19 protein-coding genes are annotated in these 18,848 nt (G+C 61.8%); 11 read left to right on the forward strand and 8 right to left on the reverse strand.

Annotation, left to right across the window (positions count from 1 at the left end; all coding sequences use genetic code 11):
* Positions 1 to 249 precede the first annotated feature (249 nt).
* The 4 genes from purM to FHK92_RS13690 all read left to right on the forward strand — a co-directional run bounded on the left by purM (position 250) and on the right by FHK92_RS13690 (position 3,288).
* Positions 250 to 1,308 (forward strand): phosphoribosylformylglycinamidine cyclo-ligase, encoded by a 1,059-nt coding sequence (gene purM, locus FHK92_RS13675; protein WP_181288505.1) that lies wholly within the window; start codon positions 250 to 252, stop codon positions 1,306 to 1,308.
* A gap of 11 nt (positions 1,309 to 1,319) precedes the next feature.
* A complete protein-coding gene (gene purN / locus FHK92_RS13680) occupies positions 1,320 to 1,970 on the forward strand; it encodes a phosphoribosylglycinamide formyltransferase (RefSeq protein WP_181288506.1) in 651 nt (216 codons plus the stop codon).
* An 8-nt stretch (positions 1,971 to 1,978) separates the two neighbouring features.
* Positions 1,979 to 2,692: a DUF3108 domain-containing protein gene (locus FHK92_RS13685; RefSeq protein ID WP_053124294.1), complete on the forward strand. Its 714-nt coding sequence runs from the start codon at positions 1,979 to 1,981 to the stop codon at positions 2,690 to 2,692.
* Between the two features lie 401 nt (positions 2,693 to 3,093).
* Positions 3,094 to 3,288, forward strand: coding sequence for a hypothetical protein (locus tag FHK92_RS13690; protein ID WP_181288507.1), 195 nt, complete (start codon positions 3,094 to 3,096; stop codon positions 3,286 to 3,288).
* A 139-nt stretch (positions 3,289 to 3,427) separates the two neighbouring features.
* Here FHK92_RS13690 and FHK92_RS13695 read toward each other — a convergent pair whose 3' ends face one another.
* The 5 genes from FHK92_RS13695 to cysM form a co-directional block, all read right to left on the reverse strand.
* On the reverse strand, positions 3,428 to 3,967 hold the full coding sequence (locus tag FHK92_RS13695) for a DUF2058 domain-containing protein (protein WP_030142404.1): 540 nt from the start codon (positions 3,965 to 3,967) through the stop codon (positions 3,428 to 3,430).
* Positions 3,968 to 3,993: 26 nt separating this feature from the next.
* Positions 3,994 to 4,827 carry a nucleoside triphosphate pyrophosphohydrolase gene (gene mazG, locus FHK92_RS13700; RefSeq protein WP_181288508.1) on the reverse strand — a complete coding sequence of 278 codons (834 nt, stop codon included), beginning with the start codon at positions 4,825 to 4,827 and terminating at the stop codon, positions 3,994 to 3,996.
* A gap of 138 nt (positions 4,828 to 4,965) precedes the next feature.
* On the reverse strand, positions 4,966 to 7,212 hold the full coding sequence (gene relA / locus FHK92_RS13705) for a GTP diphosphokinase (protein WP_181288509.1): 2,247 nt from the start codon (positions 7,210 to 7,212) through the stop codon (positions 4,966 to 4,968).
* A gap of 101 nt (positions 7,213 to 7,313) precedes the next feature.
* On the reverse strand, positions 7,314 to 8,684 hold the full coding sequence (gene rlmD, locus FHK92_RS13710) for a 23S rRNA (uracil(1939)-C(5))-methyltransferase RlmD (protein ID WP_181288510.1): 1,371 nt from the start codon (positions 8,682 to 8,684) through the stop codon (positions 7,314 to 7,316).
* Positions 8,684 to 9,586, reverse strand: a complete 903-nt coding sequence (gene cysM, locus FHK92_RS13715) for a cysteine synthase CysM (protein WP_030142408.1) — start codon at positions 9,584 to 9,586, stop codon at positions 8,684 to 8,686. Before cysM ends, rlmD begins: the two co-directional genes overlap by 1 nt.
* Positions 9,587 to 9,864: 278 nt before the next feature.
* Here cysM and FHK92_RS13720 point away from each other — a divergent pair, with 278 nt between their 5' ends.
* The 4 genes from FHK92_RS13720 (at position 9,865) to FHK92_RS13735 (ending at position 14,712) form a co-directional block, all read left to right on the forward strand.
* Positions 9,865 to 12,615: a response regulator gene (locus FHK92_RS13720; RefSeq protein ID WP_181288511.1), complete on the forward strand. Its 2,751-nt coding sequence runs from the start codon at positions 9,865 to 9,867 to the stop codon at positions 12,613 to 12,615.
* 90 nt (positions 12,616 to 12,705) lie between these two features.
* Entirely contained in the window at positions 12,706 to 13,695 is a 990-nt protein-coding gene (locus tag FHK92_RS13725; protein ID WP_181288512.1) for a 2-hydroxyacid dehydrogenase, read from the forward strand.
* A 178-nt stretch (positions 13,696 to 13,873) separates the two neighbouring features.
* Positions 13,874 to 14,308 (forward strand): hypothetical protein, encoded by a 435-nt coding sequence (locus FHK92_RS13730; RefSeq protein WP_030142411.1) that lies wholly within the window; start codon positions 13,874 to 13,876, stop codon positions 14,306 to 14,308.
* Positions 14,308 to 14,712, forward strand: coding sequence for an META domain-containing protein (locus FHK92_RS13735; protein WP_181288513.1), 405 nt, complete (start codon positions 14,308 to 14,310; stop codon positions 14,710 to 14,712). Before FHK92_RS13730 ends, FHK92_RS13735 begins: the two co-directional genes overlap by 1 nt.
* 189 nt (positions 14,713 to 14,901) lie before the next feature.
* On the opposite strand, the gene FHK92_RS13740 is transcribed toward FHK92_RS13735, so the two are convergent.
* A complete protein-coding gene (locus FHK92_RS13740) occupies positions 14,902 to 15,369 on the reverse strand; it encodes a TlpA family protein disulfide reductase (protein WP_181288514.1) in 468 nt (155 codons plus the stop codon).
* Between the two features lie 104 nt (positions 15,370 to 15,473).
* Here FHK92_RS13740 and arsC point away from each other — a divergent pair, with 104 nt between their 5' ends.
* Genes arsC through FHK92_RS13755 form a run of 3 tightly spaced genes read left to right on the forward strand, consistent with a single transcriptional unit; the run spans position 15,474 to position 16,847 of the window.
* Positions 15,474 to 15,827, forward strand: coding sequence for an arsenate reductase (glutaredoxin) (gene arsC, locus FHK92_RS13745; RefSeq protein WP_181288515.1), 354 nt, complete (start codon positions 15,474 to 15,476; stop codon positions 15,825 to 15,827).
* Positions 15,824 to 16,429 (forward strand): NAD(P)H:quinone oxidoreductase, encoded by a 606-nt coding sequence (gene wrbA / locus FHK92_RS13750; protein WP_181288516.1) that lies wholly within the window; start codon positions 15,824 to 15,826, stop codon positions 16,427 to 16,429. The genes arsC and wrbA overlap by 4 nt, the downstream gene beginning before the upstream one ends.
* Entirely contained in the window at positions 16,422 to 16,847 is a 426-nt protein-coding gene (locus FHK92_RS13755; RefSeq protein WP_181288517.1) for a DUF2069 domain-containing protein, read from the forward strand. The genes wrbA and FHK92_RS13755 overlap by 8 nt, the downstream gene beginning before the upstream one ends.
* A 123-nt stretch (positions 16,848 to 16,970) precedes the next feature.
* Here the strand turns inward: FHK92_RS13755 and FHK92_RS13760 are convergent, their stop codons facing one another.
* A complete protein-coding gene (locus tag FHK92_RS13760; protein ID WP_181288518.1) occupies positions 16,971 to 17,645 on the reverse strand; it encodes a DNA-3-methyladenine glycosylase I in 675 nt (224 codons plus the stop codon).
* Between the two features lie 67 nt (positions 17,646 to 17,712).
* On the reverse strand, positions 17,713 to 18,537 hold the full coding sequence (gene ttcA, locus FHK92_RS13765) for a tRNA 2-thiocytidine(32) synthetase TtcA (RefSeq protein WP_030142418.1): 825 nt from the start codon (positions 18,535 to 18,537) through the stop codon (positions 17,713 to 17,715).
* Positions 18,538 to 18,848: the final 311 nt, after the last annotated feature.

The following is an 18,848-nucleotide window of genomic DNA, read 5'->3' on the forward strand; positions in this document are numbered from 1 at the left end:
CATAGTCGCTTACCGCTACACCTTATACAGACGCGTCGCACAGTACCAATACAAGAAATATCGGTTTTTTTTGGCGGATATGTCCCTGCCCGTCGGCGCGAGGATGGCCGCTGCTCCACAAGCCTGATAAAATCGCGCGCCTTCGCAGACCGGCAATGGCTGGGCACCCGGAATAATTCGTACAACGGTTATTCAACGGCCCCGGCGATCGGTCGTTACCCAGAAATCCCCCCTTTAAAGGCCTGGATCATGAGCAAGCAACCCTCCCTGAGCTACAAGGACGCCGGTGTAGACATCGACGCCGGTGAAGCATTGGTCGAACGCATCAAGAGCGTCGCCAAGCGCACCGCGCGCCCGGAAGTCATGGGCGGCCTGGGCGGTTTTGGCGCCCTCTGCGAAATCCCGGCCGGCTACAAGCAACCGGTTCTGGTCTCCGGCACCGACGGCGTTGGCACCAAGCTGCGCCTGGCCCTGAACCTGAACAAGCACGATAGCATCGGCATCGACCTGGTAGCCATGTGCGTGAACGACCTGGTGGTCTGCGGCGCCGAACCACTGTTCTTCCTCGACTACTACGCCACCGGCAAGCTGAACGTCGACACCGCTGCCCAGGTCGTGACCGGCATCGGCGCCGGCTGCGAGCTGTCCGGCTGCTCCCTGGTCGGCGGCGAAACCGCTGAAATGCCTGGCATGTACGAAGGCGAAGACTACGACCTGGCCGGCTTCTGCGTCGGCGTCGTGGAGAAAGCCGAAATCATCGACGGTTCGAAAGTCGCTGCTGGCGATGCCCTGCTCGCCCTGCCATCTTCCGGCCCGCACTCCAACGGTTACTCGCTGATCCGCAAGATCATCGAAGTGTCCGGCGCCGACATCGAGAACACCCAGCTCGACGGCAAGCCGCTGGCCGACCTGCTGATGGCCCCGACCCGCATCTACGTCAAGCCGCTGCTCAAGCTGATCAAGGACACCGGCGCCGTCAAGGCCATGGCCCACATCACGGGTGGTGGCCTGCTGGACAACATCCCGCGCGTGCTGCCAAATGGCGCCCAGGCCGTGGTCGACGTGGCGAGCTGGACCCGCCCGGCCGTCTTCGACTGGCTGCAAGAGAAAGGCAATGTCGATGAAACCGAAATGCACCGCGTGCTGAACTGCGGCGTGGGCATGGTCATCTGCGTGGCCCAGGAGCACGTCGAAACCGCCCTGAACGTACTACGTGAAGCCGGCGAGCAGCCTTGGGTCATCGGCCAGATCGCCACCGCGGCCGAAGGCGCTGCGCAGGTCGAGCTGAAAAACCTTAAGGCACATTGATGCACGAGCAGATGCCTGCATCCTGTAACGTCGTGGTGCTGCTGTCCGGCACCGGCAGTAACCTGCAGGCCCTGATCGACAGCACGCGGACCGGCGACAGCCCGGTCCGCATCCGCGCGGTGATCTCCAACCGCGCCGACGCCTACGGCCTGCAACGCGCCAAGGATGCGGGAATCGACACCCGCGTCTTGGATCACAAGGCGTTCGAGGGCCGCGAAGCCTTCGACGCCGCGCTGATCGAACAGATCGACACCTTCAATCCGCAACTGGTCGTACTCGCTGGCTTCATGCGCATTCTCAGCGCTGGCTTCGTGCGGCACTACCAGGGCCGCCTGTTCAATATCCATCCCTCGCTGCTGCCCAAATACAAAGGGTTACACACTCATCAGCGGGCGCTGGAGGCCGGAGACACTGAGCATGGCTGCTCGGTGCACTTTGTCACCGAGGAACTCGATGGCGGACCACTGGTCGTACAGGCAGTAATACCGGTAGAGTTGCACGACACGCCGCAAAGCCTGGCGCAACGGGTCCATGCCCGCGAGCACCAGATCTACCCGATGGCCGTGCGTTGGTTTGCCGAAGGACGGCTGACCCTCGACGATCGCGGCGCCTCACTGGACGGCCAGTTGCTCGCCGCCAGCGGCCATTTGATTCGATACTAGGAGATTTTATGCGTCGCGCCCTGCTCTTCGCTTGCGCTCTGCTTGCCTTGCCCCTGGCACAGGCTGCAGACCTTCAACCGTTTTCCGCCAGCTACACCGCCGATTGGAAACAGTTGCCCATGAGCGGCACCGCCGAGCGCAGCCTGACCAAGGAAGCCAACGGTACCTGGAAGCTGAGCTTCAAGGCTTCGATGATGATCGCCAGCCTGACCGAAGAAAGCACCCTGACGCTGGACAAGGACACTTTGCTTCCCCAGTCCTATCACTTCGAGCGCGGTGGCCTGGGCAAGGCAAAGAAGGCCGACCTGGACTTCGACTGGAACACCAAGATGGTCACCGGCACCGATCGCGGTGACGCGGTCAAGCTGCCGTTGAACCGTGGCATGGTCGATAAATCCACTTATCAGTTGGCCCTGCAGCATGACGTGGCCGCTGGCAAGAAAAGCATGAGTTACCAGGTCGTCGATGACGGCGAAGTCGATACCTATGACTTCCGCGTGCTGGGCTCGGAAAAAGTCGACACCAAGGCCGGCCAGATCGACGCGATCAAGGTCGAGCGCGTGCGCGACCCGACTCAGAGCAAGCGCATCACCGTGCTCTGGTTCGCCAAGGACTGGGACTACCTGCTAGTACGCCTGCAACAAGTCGAGACCGACGGCAAGGAATACAACATCATGCTCCAGGACGGCACGGTCAACGGCAAGGCTGTGAAAGGCAGCTGATCCACGCCGATAACATCAAGCCCCGCAAATGCGGGGCTTTTTGTTGCCGGATTTCAACCCGGCCGATGGGCCTGTGGGAGTAAACCTGTGGGAGCGAGCTTGCTCCGGGCGGCGATCCGACGATAGCGCCGGATCAGCCAACTCCACTATCAACTGACACACAGTTATCGCGAGCAAGCTCGCTCCCACAGGTTTTATTTGCGCTCACGCCTGGCGACATGAAATCTTTTTCATGAACACCACCTGCGACCGAATGCCGCGCCCTGCCTGGCCTGCAGGATGGTTGCGCTTTCCATGAAAACTTTTTAACGAACCGGGGCATTTACTTAGCACGCTACCAAAATCTATAACAAAGTCCTGCACACGCCTTGCTGCAGATAACAGAGATTGGAGCTTGCAAGATGACTGTGAAAGTAACTGAACGCGACGACGCCCATATGTCCCACGAAGGCATTGCCGCCGGCATCCGGATCTGGGACGTGCATCAACAGGACATGCTGGTAGGGATGTTCCACTCCGAGACGGACGCCCACAGCTACAAGGCCGAGCTGGAGCGTGAGGAGCGGCAGCGCTTGCGTGAGACCGCGCAATCCTGAACACACAAAACACCTGTGGGAGCGAGCTTGCTCGCGATAGCGGGGCATCAGCCAACATCTCTGTCACTGATAGACCGCCATCGCGAGCAAGCTCGCTCCCACAGGTTTTGTGTTTCAACTCAATGGCATTGCGCCCTGCTTACCACATCAAATCATCAGGAATCTGATACGCCGCGTACGGATCATCGGCATCCACTTCTTCGGTCTGGGTGTTGAGCTGGACGATGCGCTTGGGGTCGCGTTCCTGGATTTTCAGCGCCGCTTCGCGCGGGATCACTTCGTAGCCGCCGGCATGGTGAACGATCGCCAGGGAGCCACTGCTGAGCTTGTTGCGCATCAGCGTATTGACCGAGATGCGCTTGACCTTCTTGTCGTCGACAAAATTGTAGTAGTCCTCAGTGGTCAGCTTCGGCAAGCGCGAGACTTCGATCAATTGCTTGATTTGCGCAGCCCGGGCTTTCTGCTCAGCCTTTTCCTGCTGCTGACGATTGAGTTCCTGGTCGCGCTTGACCTTCTCGGCCATGGCTTCCTGGGCAGCACGCTGCTGGGAATCATCCAGCTCGATCTGGCCTTTGTGGGCCAGGCGTTGCTGTTTCTGTTTCTCTTTGCCGACCTGCTTGGCCTGCTTTTGGTTGACCAGCCCTGCTTTGAGCAACTGGTCGCGAAGGGAAAGGCTCATGGTGCTTACTCACTTAGGCAACGGCCTCAGCCACAGCTGGGCAAATTCTTTTCCTGACGTTTGGCTTCGCCCCACAAGGCGTCCAACTCTTCGAGGGTGCAATCTTCCATGGGACGGTGGGTGTCGCGCAATGCCTGTTCGATAAATCGGAAACGGCGCTCGAACTTTGCATTGGCGCCACGCAGGGCCGTCTCGGGGTCCACCTTGAGGTGTCGCGCCAGGTTGACCACGCTGAACAACAGATCGCCCACCTCATCGCTGATAGCCGCGGGATCGTTGTCCGCCATGGCTTCGAGCACTTCGTCCAGCTCTTCCCTGACCTTATCGAGTACCGGCAACGGCCCCGGCCAGTCGAAACCCACCTGGCCGGCACGCTTCTGCAGTTTTGCCGACCGGGACAAGGCCGGCAGTGCCGTCGGGACATCGTCGAGCAACGATAACTGCTCGGGCGCCGATGCTTTCTCGGCACGTTCTTGGGCCTTGATTTCTTCCCAGCGCTGCTTGACCTGCTCTTCGCTCAATCGCGGGATATCCACGGGCGCATACAAATCACCGGTAGGGAACACGTGGGGATGGCGACGAATCAGCTTGCGCGTGATGCTGTCGACCACGCTGGCGAATTCGAAACGGTTCTCTTCCCGGGCCAATTGGCTGTAATACACCACCTGGAACAACAGATCGCCCAGCTCACCCTGCAAGTGATCGAAATCGCCGCGCTCGATCGCATCGGCCACTTCGTAGGCTTCTTCCAAGGTATGCGGGACGATGGTGGCGTAGGTTTGCTTGATGTCCCACGGGCAACCGTATTGCGGGTCCCGCAGGCGATTCATCAGGTGGAGCAGGTCTTCGAGGCTGTACATCAATCCATCCCGTCACAAAAAAAGCCCTGTGGGAGCGAGCTTGCTCGCGATTAGCGGAGCATCAGTTAACATCTCTGTCACTGGTAGACCGCTATCGCGAGCAAGCTCGCTCCCACATTGTTGGACTGCGCCTGACCTTTAACCCGGCGTCCGATTCCGCCGCGTCTCGATGATGTTCGGCAACTGGGAAATCCGCCCCAGCAACCGCCCCAATGCATCCAGCCCCGGAATTTCGATGGTCAGGGACATCAGCGCGGTGTTGTCTTCCTTGTTCGAACGGGTGTTCACCGCCAGCACGTTGATCCGCTCGTTGAGCAACACCTGGGACACGTCACGCAGCAGGCCGGAGCGATCGTAGGCGCGGATGATGATGTCCACCGGGTAAGTGAGCACCGGCACCGGGCCCCAGCTGACCTGGATGATCCGCTCCGGTTCACGACCGGCCAGTTGCAGCACCGAGGCGCAATCCTGGCGGTGAATGCTCACGCCGCGGCCCTGGGTGATATAGCCGACGATCGCATCCCCCGGCAACGGCTGGCAGCAGCCGGCCATCTGCGTCATCAGGTTGCCCACACCCTGGATCTGGATGTCGCCGCGCTTGCCAGGCTTGTAGCCAGTCGCCTTGCGCGGGATCAGCTCCAGTTGTTCATTGCCGCGCTCCGGCTCCACCAGTTGCTGGGCGAGGTTGACCAGTTGCGCCAGGCGCAGGTCGCCGGCACCGAGGGCCGCGAACATGTCCTCGGCAGTCTTCATGTTGGCTTTTTCGGCCAGCTTGTCGAAGTCCACCTGCGGCAGGCCGAGGCGACTCAACTCGCGTTCGAGCAAGGTCTTGCCGGCCGCGACGTTCTGGTCGCGGGCCTGCAACTTGAACCAATGGACGATTTTCGCCCGTGCCCGGGAAGTGGTGATGTAGCCCAGGTTCGGGTTCAGCCAGTCGCGGCTCGGCGTGCCGTGCTTGCTGGTGATGATCTCGACCTGCTCACCGGTCTGCAGGCTGTAGTTGAGCGGCACGATCCGCCCGTTGATCTTGGCGCCACGGCAGTTGTGGCCGATCTCGGTATGGACCCGATAGGCGAAGTCCAGCGGCGTCGCACCTTTCGGCAAGTCGATGGCGTGACCGTCAGGGGTGAAGATGTAGACGCGATCCGGTTCGATATCGACCCGCAGCTGTTCCGCCAGGCCGCCGATATCACCCAGTTCCTCGTGCCATTCCAGCACTTGGCGCAACCAGGAGATTTTCTCTTCGTAGTGGTTGGAGCCGGACTTGACGTCGGTGCCCTTGTATTTCCAGTGGGCGCAAACACCCAGCTCGGCTTCTTCGTGCATGGCGTGGGTGCGGATCTGCACTTCCAGCACCTTGCCTTCCGGGCCGATCACGGCGGTGTGCAGCGAGCGATAGCCGTTTTCCTTAGGGTTGGCGATGTAGTCGTCGAACTCCTTCGGGATGTGCCGCCATAAAGTGTGGACGATCCCCAGCGCGGTGTAGCAGTCACGCATTTCCGGAACCAGCACGCGAACGGCGCGAACGTCGTAGATCTGGCTGAATTCCAGGCCCTTGCGCTGCATTTTTCGCCAGATCGAATAGATGTGCTTGGCCCGGCCACTGATATCGGCTTCCACGCCGGTGGCCTGCAGTTCTTCGCGCAATTGGGTCATCACATCGGTGATGAAGCGCTCGCGATCCAGCCGGCGCTCATGCAGCAGCTTGGCGATCTGCTTGTATTGGTCAGGCTCCAGGTAGCGGAAGGACAAATCCTCCAACTCCCATTTGATATGCCCGATACCCAGGCGATGAGCCAGCGGCGCATAGATATCGAATACTTCCCGGGCAACGCGATTGCGCTTCTCGTCGTCGGCGGATTTCACGGCGCGGATCGCACAGGTGCGCTCGGCCAGCTTGATCAGCGCGACGCGCACGTCGTCGACCATGGCGACGAGCATCTTGCGCAAGTTTTCCACCTGGCCCTGCGTGCCCAGCACCATGGACTGGCGCGGGCTGAGGCTGGCGCTGATCGCCGCCATGCGCAGCACGCCGTCGATCAACTTGGCGACCACGGTGCCGAAGCGCTGGCTGACCACTGGCAACTGGATCTGCCCTTCGCGCACGCCGCGGTACAGCACCGCGGCGACCAGTGAATCCTGGTCCAGCTTGAGGTCAGCGAGGATCTCGGCGATTTCGAGGCCCGTCTGGAAACTCGACGTGCCTTCGGACCACAGGTTCTTCGCCGCGTTGTGTTGCTGCTCCGCCTCGCGAGCGAACTCGCAGGCGGCCTTCAAGGCTTCGCGATCCAGTGCCGTGTCGATACTGACCGCGTGATCGAGCCAAGCCTCGAGATTGATACTGCCGTCGGTGTTGATCGGCTGGTGTGCTCTCACCTGTACCATCTTTACTTACCTTCCCTACGACGCAGATTCAATGCGTCAACTTCGCTGACCTTCGCTGCCCGTGTTTCCGCCCAGGGCCGTGGCGGATTGGCACGAACGGGTCAGTCGGACAAGCCATCCTGGCTCGCTTCAAATAACGCCATGGCCTCGACATGCGCCGTTTGAGGAAACATATCGAGAATCCCGGCACGTTTTAACCGGTAGCCCTGCTTGATCAGTTCGACCGTATCCCGGGCCAAAGTTGCCGGGTTGCACGATACATAAACCAACCGTCTGGCACCCAGGGACGACAGCGTGCGTACCACCTCGAAAGCACCGTCACGGGGTGGGTCCAAGAGTACCGCAGAAAAGCCTTCGCCGATCCATTCGGCACCCGCCAAAGGCTGGGATAAATCGGCCTGAAAAAAAGCAGTGTTATGCAAATTGTTGCTGAGGGCGTTGGCGGCGGCACGGTCGACCATGGTCTGCACGCCTTCCACCGCCACCACCTCGCGCACGCTTTTGGCGAGCGGCAAGGCAAAGTTGCCCAGGCCACAGAACAGATCCAGCACCCGCTCTTCGGATCGAGGCGCCAGCCACTCCAAGGCCTGGGCGACCATCGCCTCGTTGACGGCAGCGTTCACCTGGATGAAATCCCCCGGCCGATAAGCCAGGTCCAGGCCCCAGGTTTCCAGGCGATAGCCCAAGGACAATCCCTCATCGACCGGTTGCGGCTCGCCTTCGCCATGCAGCCATAACTGGGCTTCGTGGAGCGCACAGAAATCCTTGAGGACCGTCAGGTCGGCGCCCGACAGCGGCGCCATGTGCCGCAACAACAGCGCCAGGGACGAACCGGCGAATAACTCCACATGACCCAACGCCTGGGGCTTGCCCAGGCGACGGAGCATTTCCGGCAAGCGGCTCATGATCGGCTGCAAGGGCTGTACCAGCACTGGGCATTCGTCAATGGCGACGATGTCCTGGCTGCCGACGGCACGGAAACCCACTTCGAGTTTCTTCGCCTTCTGGTCCCAACGCACCGCCACCCGGGCGCGACGCCGGTAGCCGAATTCCGGCCCGCTCAAAGGCTCGGCCCATTCCTCCGGCTCGACGCCCGCCACCCGTGACAGCTGCTCGGCGAGCATGCGCTGTTTCAGGGCGAGTTGTTCGTTGTGGGGCAAATGCTGGACGCTGCATCCGCCGCAGCGACCGGCATGCACGCACGGCGCGGCACGACGCAGCTCATTGGGCGTAAACACCCGCTCGGTGCGGGCCTCGACCACTTTGCCGTGGGCACCGAGCACCCGCGCCTCGACTTCTTCGCCGGCCAGCGCACCGATGACGAACCAGGTTCGCCCGTCGACAAACGCAATCCCACGACCGTCATTGGCCAGGCGCTCGATGGTCAGGCGCTGCTTTTTACCGGTGGGCACTTGCGGGGCCCGGCTTCCGCCGCTGGGCTGGAAGCGCAAGCCTCTTTCTTGCTTGGCCATCAGTTGGGCGCGTCGAAAATGCCGGTCGACAGGTAACGGTCGCCACGGTCGCAGATGATCGCAACGATCACTGCATTCTCAACTTCCTTGGACAAGCGCAGCATGCCCGCCACGGCACCGCCGGAAGACACGCCGCAGAAGATGCCTTCTTCGCGAGCCAGGCGACGGGTAACGTCCTCGGCTTCGCTCTGGGCCATGTCGATGATCCGGTCCACGCGCTCGGCCTGGTAGATCTTCGGCAGGTATTCCTGCGGCCACCGGCGGATGCCGGGGATCGCCGAACCTTCCATCGGTTGCAGGCCGACGATCTGTACGTTCGGGTTCTGTTCTTTCAAATAGCGCGAGGTGCCCATGATGGTGCCAGTGGTACCCATCGAGCTGACGAAATGAGTAATCGTGCCGTCGGTCTGGCGCCAGATCTCCGGGCCCGTCGTGGTGTAGTGGGCCTCGGGATTGTCACCGTTGGCGAACTGATCCAGCACCTTGCCACGGCCTTCGGCCTGCATGCGCTCGGCCAGGTCGCGAGCACCTTCCATGCCCTCTTCCTGGGTCACCAGGATCAGCTCGGCGCCATAAGCCGTCATCGCGGCTTTACGCTCGGCGCTGGAGTTGTCGGGCATGATCAGGATCATCTTGTAACCCTTGATCGCCGCTGCCATCGCCAGGGCAATACCGGTGTTGCCGGACGTCGCCTCGATCAGCGTATCGCCGGGCTGGATCTGCCCGCGCAACTCGCCACGGGTGATCATCGACAGCGCCGGGCGGTCCTTGACCGAACCCGCCGGGTTGTTCCCTTCGAGCTTGAGCAGAAGCGTATTGCTGGTCGCGCCGGGCAGGCGCTGCAAGCGAACCAGCGGAGTGTTGCCGACGCAATCGGCAATGGTTGGGTACTGCAAAGTCATGGCGTATTCGCAATCCGGGCTGCGGGGGCGCCTATCATACCGGCAAACCCGGCGAGGCCATATCACGCAAAGTAAGGGGGTTATGGCTTCTGGGAATAAGCGAGCGCATACCCAGCCCGCGGTGCCCGACTTCCCCGGGTTGCGGTCCACCTGGATCACGAACCCAGCGTCCGTGAATTTTTACGAAGATCACCCGCCCGCAAATCGCTACACTGCGCAGATATTGCGTGCCGGATGCGCGCGAAGCTCAATCAGACCGCTGGATGCAGGAGACAAGTGTGCTCAAGAAACTGGGAATCAAAGGCCGCGTCCTGTTGCTGACCCTGTTGCCGACCAGCCTGATGGCGCTGGTCCTGGGCGGCTATTTCACCTGGGTGCAGCAAGCCGACTTGCACGCTCAATTGCTGCAACGGGGCGAGATGATCGCCGAACAGTTGGCCCCGCTGGTTGCGCCGGCCATGAGCCGCCATGACACCGATCTGCTGGAGCGCATCGCCACCCAGTCCCTCGAGCAAGCGGACGTACGCGCCGTAACCTTCCTCGCCCCCGACCGCTCGCCCCTGGCCCATGCCGGCCCGACCATGCTCAACCGCGCACCCGACGGCAACAGTACGCAGTTGCTGCAACGCACCGGCAACGACGCGACGCGTTACCTGCTGCCGGTGTTCGGCAAGCACCGCAACCTGGCCGGCGAACTGATTCCCGAGGAAGCCGACCGCCTGCTGGGTTGGGTCGAGCTGGAGTTGTCCCACAGCGGCATGTTGCTGCGCGGCTATCGCAGCCTGTTCGCCAGCCTGTTGCTGATCGCCGCTGGCCTGGGTTGCACCGGGCTGCTGGCCTTGCGCATGGGCCGCACTATCAATCGCCCGCTGAGCCAGATCAAGCAAGCCGTGGCGCAGCTCAAGGATGGCCACCTGGAAACCCGCCTGCCGCCACTGGGCAGCCAGGAACTGGATGAGTTGGCGTCGGGCATCAATCGCATGGCCGGCACGTTGCAGAATGCGCAGGAAGAATTGCAGCACAGCATCGATCAGGCGACCGAAGACGTGCGCCAAAACCTGGAAACCATCGAGATCCAAAACATCGAGCTGGACCTGGCGCGCAAGGAAGCCCTGGAGGCGAGCCGGATCAAATCCGAATTCCTGGCAAACATGAGCCATGAAATCCGCACGCCACTGAACGGCATCCTGGGTTTCACTCATCTATTGCAGAAAAGCGAACTGACCCCGCGCCAGCTCGACTACCTGGGCACCATCGAAAAATCCGCCGACAGCCTGCTCGGGATCATCAACGAGATCCTCGATTTTTCAAAGATCGAAGCCGGCAAACTGGTGCTCGACAACATCCCGTTCAACCTGCGAGACCTGTTGCAGGACACCCTGACCATCCTCGCCCCCGCCGCCCATGCCAAGCAGCTGGAATTGGTGAGCCTGGTCTATCGCGACACGCCTTTGTCGCTGGTGGGCGACCCGCTGCGCCTCAAGCAGATCCTCACCAACCTGGTGAGCAACGCGATCAAGTTCACCCGCGAAGGCACCATCGTCGCCCGCGCCATGCTCGAGGATGAACATGAGGACAGCGTGCAATTGCGCATCAGCATCCAGGACACTGGCATCGGCCTCTCCGCCCAGGACGTCCGGGCGCTGTTCCAGGCCTTCAGCCAGGCCGATAACTCACTGTCCCGACAACCTGGCGGCACCGGGCTGGGCCTGGTGATTTCCAAGGGGCTGGGGAAACAGATGGGCGGCGAGATCGGCGTGGACAGTACGCCCGGCGAAGGCTCGGAATTCTGGATCAGCCTGCGCCTGCCCAGGACGCGGGACGACGCCGAGGATTTACCCGGTCCACCGCTGCTGGGTCGACGTGTCGCAGTCCTGGAAAACCATGAACTGGCCCGCCAGGCCCTGCAGCACCAACTTGAAGATTGCGGCCTGCAGGTCACGCCGTTCAACACCTTGGAGAACCTGACCAACGGTGTCACCGTCGCCCACCAGACTGACCAGGCCATCGACCTGGCCGTGCTCGGCATCACCAGCAACGACATGCCGCCGGAACGCCTCAACCAGCACATCTGGGACTTGGAACACCTGGGCTGCAAAGTCCTCGTGCTCTGTCCGACCACCGAGCAGACGCTGTATCACCTCTCTGTTCCCAACCCCCACAGCCAGCTCCAGGCCAAGCCCGCCTGCACCCGCAAGTTGCGCCGCTCGCTGTCCGACCTGGTCAATCCGCGCCCATTGCGCAGCGAACCCAACGAACCGGCACCCAGCCGTGCCCCGAAAGTGCTGTGCGTGGACGACAACCCGGCCAACCTGCTGCTGGTGCAGACCCTGCTCGAGGACATGGGCGCCCGGGTGCTGGCAGTGGAAAGCGGATACGCGGCGGTCAAGGCGGTGCAGAAGGAAACCTTCGACCTGGTATTGATGGACGTGCAGATGCCCGGCATGGACGGTCGCCAGAGCACCGAGACGATCCGCCAGTGGGAAAGCGAGCGGCACTGCTCTCCGCTGCCGATCGTCGCCCTCACCGCCCACGCCATGGCCAACGAGAAACGCGCCTTGCTGCAAAGCGGCATGGATGACTACGTGACCAAGCCCATCAGCGAGCGGCAACTGGCCCAGGTCGTACTCAAATGGACCGGCCTGGCCTTGCGCAACCAAGTGCCGGACCGAGGCTGGGACGGCCATGGCAGCGGTGAGCTGCTGGTGCTCGATCACGAAGAAGGCCTGCGCCTGGCCGCGGGCAAGGCCGATCTGGCAGCGGACATGCTGGCAATGCTGCTGGCCTCCCTGGAAGCCGACCGCGAAGCGATTCGCCAGGCCAGCGAAGCCAACGATCACAACGCCTTGATCGAACGGGTCCACCGCCTGCACGGTGCCACGCGTTATTGCGGCGTACCGCAATTGCGCGCCGCCTGCCAGCGCAGCGAAACCCTGCTCAAGCAGCAGGATCCCAAAGCGGCGGCGGCCCTTGAGGACCTGGAGCGCGCCATCGATCGCCTGGCCAGCGAGGCGCGTATCAGCGCCTGATCCAGGGCAATACACCCGCCAGCATAATCGCTGAAAATCCAAGCTCCGGGCCACGCACGGTAAGAGCTCATTTTTTGCCAGGAGGCCGCCATGCGCGCCATTCTTTTCAGCAGCCAGACCTACGATCGCGACAGTTTCGGCAAGGCCCCGCTACCTGCCGGCCTTGAATTGCAGTTCCAGCCGGCACGCCTGAACCTCGACACCGTGGCCCTGGCCGAACGGCACGAGGTGGTCTGCGCCTTTATCAACGACGATCTCAGCGCCCCGGTGCTGGAACGACTGGCTGAAGGCGGCACGCGACTGATCGCCCTGCGTTCGGCCGGCTACAACCACGTCGACCTGCCTGTCGCCAAGCGACTTGGATTGAGCATCGTCCGGGTGCCGGCCTACTCGCCCCATGCGGTTGCCGAACATGCCGTGGCCCTGATCCTGACGCTCAACCGATGCCTGCACCGGGCCTGCAACCGCACCCGGGATGGCAATTTCAGCCTCAACGGGCTGACCGGTTTCGACCTGGTGGGCAAGACGGTGGGCGTGATCGGTACCGGCCAGATCGGCGCAACCTTCGCCCGGATCATGGCTGGTTTCGGCTGCCGATTGCTGGTATACGATCCTTATCCCAACCCCGAGGTCGAAGCCCTGGGCGCCCGTTATGTGCCGTTGGCCGATCTGCTGGCGCAAGCGCAGATCATCAGCCTGCACTGCCCGCTCAACGAACAGAGCCGACACCTGATCAACGCCCGCTCCCTGGACACCATGCAACGCGGCGCGATGCTGATCAACACCGGTCGCGGCGGCCTGGTGGACACGCCGGCGCTGATCGAAGCGTTGAAAAGCGGCCAATTGGGATATTTGGGACTCGATGTCTATGAGGAAGAAGCCCAACTCTTCTTCGAGGACCGCTCCGACCTGCCGTTGCAGGACGACGTCCTCGCGCGACTGCTGACCTTTCCCAATGTCGTCGTGACCGCGCACCAGGCATTCCTGACCCGCGAAGCCTTGGCGGCAATTGCCACCACCACCCTGGACAATATCGCGGCCTGGGCCGCCGGCACGCCGCAGAACCTGGTGATCAACTAACCCCTCCTGTGGGAGCGAGCCTGCTCGCGAATACGGTGTGTCAGCTGACATCATTACCGATGAATCGCGAGCAGGTTCGCTCCCACAGGGATGGATGGAGTTTCGTCGGCCAGCCTTTCATCGAGTCCATGCCCAGGCCATGCCCCGTGCTAGCATGTCGCGCCTATTTGGAGGACCCATGGCCGAACACGATTTCCGCTACACCCTGATGAACCCACAGCACACCTTGACCGAGGTCCGCGCGCTGGCGCCGGGTCGCTACCAGGTCACCGGCAACGGCGGTTCGATCCAGGCCAACGACGTATTGCTCGTGACGCTCAAGGGCAGCAAGGATTTGTCCATGCGCCTGACCGTGGACACCGTACGCCACCTGCTCAAGCCCATGGGCCAATGGACTGCCATGACCACCGGCCCGGTGTTCGGCGAACTGGCGATCCACACCTGGCAGGTCAATTGCGACCGCTGCGCCAAGGAACTGAGCTTCGAATTCGCCGTCGATGCCAAGCTCGGCACCAAGGCCCAGAAGCCAGCCGCCACCGCGCGCATCGCCGAGTTGGGCTGGACGACGGTCGGTGAAAAACACCTGTGCCCTCAATGCCAGGAAGCCGCTTGATGAAACGCCTGGTCCTGGCCGCGCTGATCGGTGCCGGCCTGATGGGTTGCGCTGGCGAGCCGGTGCAACTGCAGCAAAACCGCAGCTATATCCTTGAATGGATCGGCGAGCGCCCATTGATGGACTACAGCCACCTGACCATCACCCTCGGCGATGATGGCCGGGCCTATGGCAATGCGGGCTGCAACCATTGGTTCGCGCCGTATACCCTGGAAGGCGACCGGTTGAGTTTCGGCAAGATTGGCAGCACCCGCAAGCTCTGCGCCCCGGCGGTCATGGAACAGGAGACGCGTTTCTTGCAGGCGCTGGAGAAGGTCGAGCGCTGGGACGTTTCGCCCATCGAGCAAATGCGTTTCTGGCCCGCCCAGGGCAAGCCGCTGCGGTGGTGGCTGGAAGAAGGCTAAGGCTTGAAAGGCGAAAAAAACTGAATCTGAATAGATCCCTGTGGCGAGGGGATTTATCCCCGCTGGGCTGCGAAGCGGCCCCCGTCGTCCCGCCAGACATTCCCTGGCGGAAAGTGGCTATGGGGCTGCTACGCAGCCCAACGGGGATAAATCCCCTCGCCACAACGGTGCCAGATTTGCGATCCGGTGTTATTTGATCGCCTGCAACGCCTCGAGCTTCGCCATCACCGCCGCCGCCGTCTGCTCCCCGAGCAACTGCTCGCGCACCTTGCCCTGGTTATCGATGATGTAGGTCACCGGCAATCCCTCGCTGCGTGGAAGGTCGAAGATTTCGGCCGGGTCCCGGGCCAGTACGGTGAAACGAATGCCCATCTTGTCGCTGGCACTCTTGAGTTCCTCGCCCTGCACCTGGTCGAAGTTGACGCCGAACACGCCCACGCTCCGTCCCTTGAGCTGTTCGGCCAGGGCATTGAATTCCGGAATTTCGGTGCGGCATGGCGCGCACCACTCGGCCCAGTAATTAAGCACCACCCACTGCTTGTCCAACCGTTGCGAAGCAATGGACTGGCCGTGCTGATCCACGCCGTAATCGTTTCCGCAGCCGGCGAGCAATAAAATGCCGATGAATGTCAGTGCCGCCGCCAATCGCCTTGTCATGTACCGATCCTTGTCTCAATGTGAACGCCTGGGTGCCCATCAGGTGCTAGGCGCCTCGCTGCACAGTAGAATAGCCGCCACCTTACGCAAGATGCGACCCGCTCATGACTGATCTGACGCTTTATCACAACCCGCGCTGCTCGAAATCCCGCGGTGCGCTGGAACTGTTGGAAGCCCGCGGCCTGGCGCCCACCGTCGTCCGCTATCTGGAAACCCCGCTGGATGCCGCGCAGCTCAAGCGCCTGCTGGACAAGCTCGGCATCGGCGCGCGGCAGTTGCTGCGCACGGGCGAGGACGAGTACAAGAGCCTGAACCTGGCCGACGAAAACCTGGCCGAGGACGATCTGATCGCCGCCATCGTCGCCCACCCGAAACTCATGGAACGGCCGATCCTCGAAACCGGGGAAAAAGCCGCGATCGGCCGTCCGCCGGAGAAGATCCTGGAGATCCTGCCGTGACCACGCCGTACATCCTGGTCCTGTATTACAGCCGCAGCGGTTCCACCAACGAAATGGCCCGGCAAATCGCCCGGGGCGTCGAGCAGGCCGGGCTGGAAGCCAGGTTGCGTACCGTGCCGGCGATTTCCACGGAATGCGAAGCGGTGTCGCCGGATATCCCGGAACAGGGCCCGCTCTACGCCACGCTCGATGACCTGAAGAACTGCGCCGGCCTGGCCCTGGGCAGTCCGACTCGTTTCGGCAACATGGCCGCGCCGCTCAAATACTTCCTCGACGGCACCAGCAACCTCTGGCTGACCGGCGCCCTTGTGGGCAAGCCAGCCGGCGTGTTCACCTCCACCGCCAGCCTGCATGGCGGTCAGGAAACCACGCTGTTGTCGATGATGCTGCCCCTGCTGCACCACGGCATGCTGATCACCGGCCTGCCCTACAGCGAATCAGCCTTGATCGACACCCAGGGTGGCGGTACGCCCTACGGCCCGAGCCATCACGCCGGCGCCGACGGTAAAAGCGGCTTGAACGCGCATGAAGTCGAGCTGTGCCGAGCCTTGGGCCTGCGCCTGGCGAAAACCGCTCTATTGCTGGAGAACGGCCGTGGCTAAAAAGCCCAAGATCCTCCCGCCCATCCACTGGCTGGAACCGCGCGTACGTATCGCTCGCGCCCTCAGCCTGCTGTGCTTTTTCGGTTTGGTGGGGCTGCTCAGTGGGTACTACCTGCTGATCGCCGACCTGCACGGCGCGCGCCCTTGGGTGATCCTGCTGATCGAGCTGGTGCCGCTGTTGATCCTCGCGCCGGGCATGCTCATCGGCAGCGCCCGCGGGCATTCCTGGATGTGTTTCGTGGTGAATCTGTATTTCATCAAGGGCGCATTGGCCGCGTACGACCCGAACCGGCAGTGGTTCGGCGTGCTGGAAATGGCGGCGAGCGTGGCGGTGTTCTGCTCGGCCCTGCTGTATGTGCGCTGGCGGTTTCAGTTGAATCGAAGGTTGGCGGGCGAAGGCAAACCCTCCGTCGCCTGATACACCGCTATCGCGAGCAAGCTCGCTCCCACATTTGAAATGCATTCCCCTGTGGGAGCGAGCCTGCTTTTGAAATGCATTCCCTGTGGGAGCGAGCCTGCTCGCGAAGGGCCCGACACGGTCTCAATGATTGACGGTATAAGCCAGCATCATCGAAATCTGCGACATCGGCCGCCCGCCGCTCTCTTCATGCCACTGGTTGAAAGCATTCTGCACCGTCGCCAGGTCCCGCAGGCTGGTGGGGACTTTGTCGATGATGTCCTGGGCATTGAGCGCCGCCACGACGTCGTAACTGGTCGAAAAGGTGTCCTTGTCCATCATTCGCAGGAAACGCGGTGCCGACTGGCCGCCCAGTTGATGGCCGTGCTTTTTCAGGTAGGTCCACAGGCCGACGATGTCAGTCACCGGCCAGTCGGCGACCAGCGCGCCGAAACTACCCTTTTCATGGGCCACGTCCAATATCATCTGCGCGTTGCGCGGCACACTCTTGAGCTTGCCCAGGTGGCGGATGATCCGCGTATCCTGCATCAATCGCTCCAGGTGCTCGGCACCCATCAGCACGACTTTCTCCGGGTCGAACTTGAAGAACACCTCTTCGAACGCCGGCCACTTGGCGTCCACCAGGCTGTGCTTGAGCCCGGCGCGGAAGACCCGCAGGGCCATGGTCGAGAGGTAGCGGTCGTCGCTGATCTTGCGCAGTTGCGCCGGGGTCTTGGGCACCGGCAGACGGGCTTCCAGTTCAGCCGCCGAACCGAAGCGGTTCAGACAATACTCGTGCAGCCACTTGTAATCGCGCATGCCCTCTCCTGGGATTGAAAACGAAAACGGCGCTTGCAAGCGCCGTGGATAAAACCGATTGGCAACCTTAGAGATTCACCACATTGACGAACCGCGGCGTGGCGTTTTCGTCGATGCGCAGGTTGGTGAAATCGAACAGGTTGCGGTCCGCCAGTTGCGACGGGATGACGTTCTGCAAGCCGCGGAAGATGCTCTCGGTACGGCCCGGGGTCTTGCGTTCCCACTCCTGGAGCATTTCCTTGACCACCTGGCGCTGCAGGTTTTCCTGGGAGCCGCACAGGTTGCAGGGAATGATCGGGAATTGCTTGAAATCCGAATACGCCTGGATGTCCTTCTCGTTGCAATAGGCCAACGGCCGAATCACCACGTTGCGCCCGTCGTCGGCGCGCAGCTTGGGTGGCATGGCCTTGAGCGAGCCGTTGTAGAACATGTTCAGGAAGAACGTCTCGACGATGTCGTCGCGGTGATGACCCAGAGCCATCTTGGTCGCGCCGATCTCGTCGGCGAAGGTATAGAGCGTCCCGCGGCGCAGGCGTGAGCACAGCGAGCAGGTGGTCTTGCCCTCGGGAATCAGTTCCTTGACCACCGAATAGGTGTCTTTCTCGACGATGTGGTATTCCACGCCCAACGACTCGAGATAGGCCGGCAGCACATGCTCGGGGAACCCGGGCTGCTTCTGGTCCATGTTCACCGCGACGATGTCGAACTTGATCGGGGCAACCTTCTGTAGATGCATCAGCACGTCGAGCAAGGTGTAGCTGTCCTTGCCGCCGGACAGGCAGACCATGACCTTGTCGCCGTCCTCGATCATGTTGTAGTCGGCGACCGCCTCACCGGCCAGGCGGCGCAGGCGCTTTTGCAGTTTGTTCTGGTTGACCGTAAGAGTGCCCATGACGCGAAATCCGTGAGGTGTGACGAAAGGCCGGCATTTTACGCAAAAATTTGCTGTCGGCGAAGGCTGATGACTGGCACTTTTGTGGCGAGGGGATTTATCCCCGTCGGGTTGCGCAGCAACCCCTGCGTTTAGCCTGACACTGCGCGGTGGTATTGGGATAATTGGGGCCGCTGCGCAGCCCAGCGGGGATAAATCCCCTCGCCACAGTAAAATCCGTCGTGCCACAAACCTGCGTACAGACCTAACGGCGATTAGCATTATCGGCTACAGCGCGATTTGCTCTAAGCCCCCCATCCCCCTCGCCGCCA

The sequence above is a fragment of the Pseudomonas brassicacearum subsp. neoaurantiaca genome (assembly GCF_013608025.1).
Taxonomy (GTDB): Bacteria; Pseudomonadota; Gammaproteobacteria; order Pseudomonadales; family Pseudomonadaceae; genus Aquipseudomonas.

Coding starts and splice junctions, on each gene's coding strand:
- cysM (WP_030142408.1), bottom strand. CDS start 9,586: ATGACTTTGCAGTACCCAACCATTGCCGATTGCGTCGGCAACACTCCG.
- FHK92_RS13695 (WP_030142404.1), bottom strand. CDS start 3,967: ATGAGCCTTTCCCTTCGCGACCAGTTGCTCAAAGCAGGGCTGGTCAAC.
- FHK92_RS13690 (WP_181288507.1), top strand. CDS start 3,094: ATGACTGTGAAAGTAACTGAACGCGACGACGCCCATATGTCCCACGAA.
- FHK92_RS13740 (WP_181288514.1), bottom strand. CDS start 15,369: ATGACAAGGCGATTGGCGGCGGCACTGACATTCATCGGCATTTTATTG.
- FHK92_RS13685 (WP_053124294.1), top strand. CDS start 1,979: ATGCGTCGCGCCCTGCTCTTCGCTTGCGCTCTGCTTGCCTTGCCCCTG.
- relA (WP_181288509.1), bottom strand. CDS start 7,212: ATGGTACAGGTGAGAGCACACCAGCCGATCAACACCGACGGCAGTATC.
- purM (WP_181288505.1), top strand. CDS start 250: ATGAGCAAGCAACCCTCCCTGAGCTACAAGGACGCCGGTGTAGACATC.
- FHK92_RS13760 (WP_181288518.1), bottom strand. CDS start 17,645: ATGCGCGATTACAAGTGGCTGCACGAGTATTGTCTGAACCGCTTCGGT.
- ttcA (WP_030142418.1), bottom strand. CDS start 18,537: ATGGGCACTCTTACGGTCAACCAGAACAAACTGCAAAAGCGCCTGCGC.
- purN (WP_181288506.1), top strand. CDS start 1,320: ATGCCTGCATCCTGTAACGTCGTGGTGCTGCTGTCCGGCACCGGCAGT.
- FHK92_RS13725 (WP_181288512.1), top strand. CDS start 12,706: ATGCGCGCCATTCTTTTCAGCAGCCAGACCTACGATCGCGACAGTTTC.
- arsC (WP_181288515.1), top strand. CDS start 15,474: ATGACTGATCTGACGCTTTATCACAACCCGCGCTGCTCGAAATCCCGC.
- rlmD (WP_181288510.1), bottom strand. CDS start 8,684: ATGGCCAAGCAAGAAAGAGGCTTGCGCTTCCAGCCCAGCGGCGGAAGC.
- FHK92_RS13730 (WP_030142411.1), top strand. CDS start 13,874: ATGGCCGAACACGATTTCCGCTACACCCTGATGAACCCACAGCACACC.
- FHK92_RS13735 (WP_181288513.1), top strand. CDS start 14,308: ATGAAACGCCTGGTCCTGGCCGCGCTGATCGGTGCCGGCCTGATGGGT.
- mazG (WP_181288508.1), bottom strand. CDS start 4,827: ATGTACAGCCTCGAAGACCTGCTCCACCTGATGAATCGCCTGCGGGAC.